General features: G+C 45.3%; 1 protein-coding gene. It reads right to left on the reverse strand.

The window, feature by feature from the left end; translation table 11 throughout:
* Window positions 1–270 precede the first annotated feature (270 nt).
* Entirely contained in the window at window positions 271–633 is a 363-nt protein-coding gene (locus PG881_RS23860) for a helix-turn-helix domain-containing protein (RefSeq protein WP_270803300.1), read from the reverse strand.
* Window positions 634–1,385: the final 752 nt, after the last annotated feature.

Genomic DNA, 1,385 nt, shown 5'->3' on the forward strand with positions numbered 1-1,385 from the left:
TAGTACTGAACATAGCTCCAAGACTACCTCTTAAGTTAAGAGGGGCGAAGTGTCTGGATCTTCAAGGGGCCAATCTATCCGTAACCAAACGCCAAGAGCTCTTGCACTGGCTCTAGCAGCTTAGTGAAGTAGGTTGCATTGGCCGCCTCTTTAGCGGTGTTGAATTGTTCATGGGTAGAGTTGTATCGTTGCATTGTCGTTACCTATTGGATTATAAAAATTGAAATCATGTGGGTTAAATAGACTACCAGGGGATATAAAAATAGGATTTTACCAGTCATCTAGATCATCATCCCAAGAGTCTGCTTTAGTTGGTTGCTCTGCCGGTACTGGCGTCAACTTATCGAGGTTGATAATGAGAATGCGGGTCTTCTTGTTAGCGCCTGCATCGTACTTTGTAATGCGATGCAGGTAGCCACGCTCTTCAAGAGTAGAGAGGGAATACTTAATCGAGCGTTCAGACAGACCCGTTAACGCTACCAGTTGGGCATTCGTGGGCCATGCCCTTAAATCACCATCGCGTAGGGGGTTAATGAAGGATGAGAGGATTAATAGGGTATGCTTGTCATTACTAGAAAGGTCGGGAAGGTTTGTCCTACACAGGACGGTGGTGATCTCTAACTGTGTCTTCATCACTTATTTTGTGACCCTTTTTCTTTTTGGCCAAATCCTTGAGGATTAAGTCAACGATGTAACGGGTGGGCTTGACACCTTCTGGCAGATACTCGATAAGCTCGTTGGCGCAAAAGGCAGGAACTTTGACCCTAAGGCCATTCTCTTGGGAATACATATCTCATTACCTCTATCTTGATTTGGAACGGGCAAGAGCCCACTTACTGGCGTAAGCAGGCTAGTGTTTGTGTGGTGTTATACTTACTTATACCCTTATTATTTAGAAATCTGGACATATTTTTTTAATCTTTTTATGTCAAGCCCGTGTTCGCTTGCGTGGGAGGGTAGACTCTAGCCCAGGGTAAGCTTGAAGGTGATACCATTAATAAGTCATTCGTCATCTGCTCTTAGTGTAAGAGGGGGGGCACCATTTGCATGGGGGGGGGGGCACCATTTGCCCAATAACAGATAACGTAACAGATAAATAAATAACTATTATAGGGCACACAGTGCCCCCCTTGTGCCGAAGGCGTTAGATAGGATTTCTGACTGTATGTGCCTCAGGCCGGCAGGGCCAAGCTAAAGAAGACGCCTAAAGGAAAGAGAGAAAAGACAAACCCCTTCCCCTGTCCTTGTAGCCCTTGGCTACTAACTACTTACTGTGTGGATTTCTTCCCTTTTTTTTTGGCGTATCTTTGTAGTGGTCTAATCATCCCGGACACCGTTTTAGGTGGTACAGTCGCCACCATTATTTGAGGTGTTCAATGACAAGA

It is taken from the genome of Aeromonas sp. QDB54, from assembly GCF_027707385.1.
GTDB classification, from domain to species: domain Bacteria; phylum Pseudomonadota; class Gammaproteobacteria; order Enterobacterales; family Aeromonadaceae; genus Aeromonas; species Aeromonas hydrophila.

Excerpts from the sequence above, each read along its gene's own strand:
- PG881_RS23860 (WP_270803300.1), bottom strand. The coding sequence starts at position 633 with ATGAAGACACAGTTAGAGATCACCACCGTCCTGTGTAGGACAAACCTT.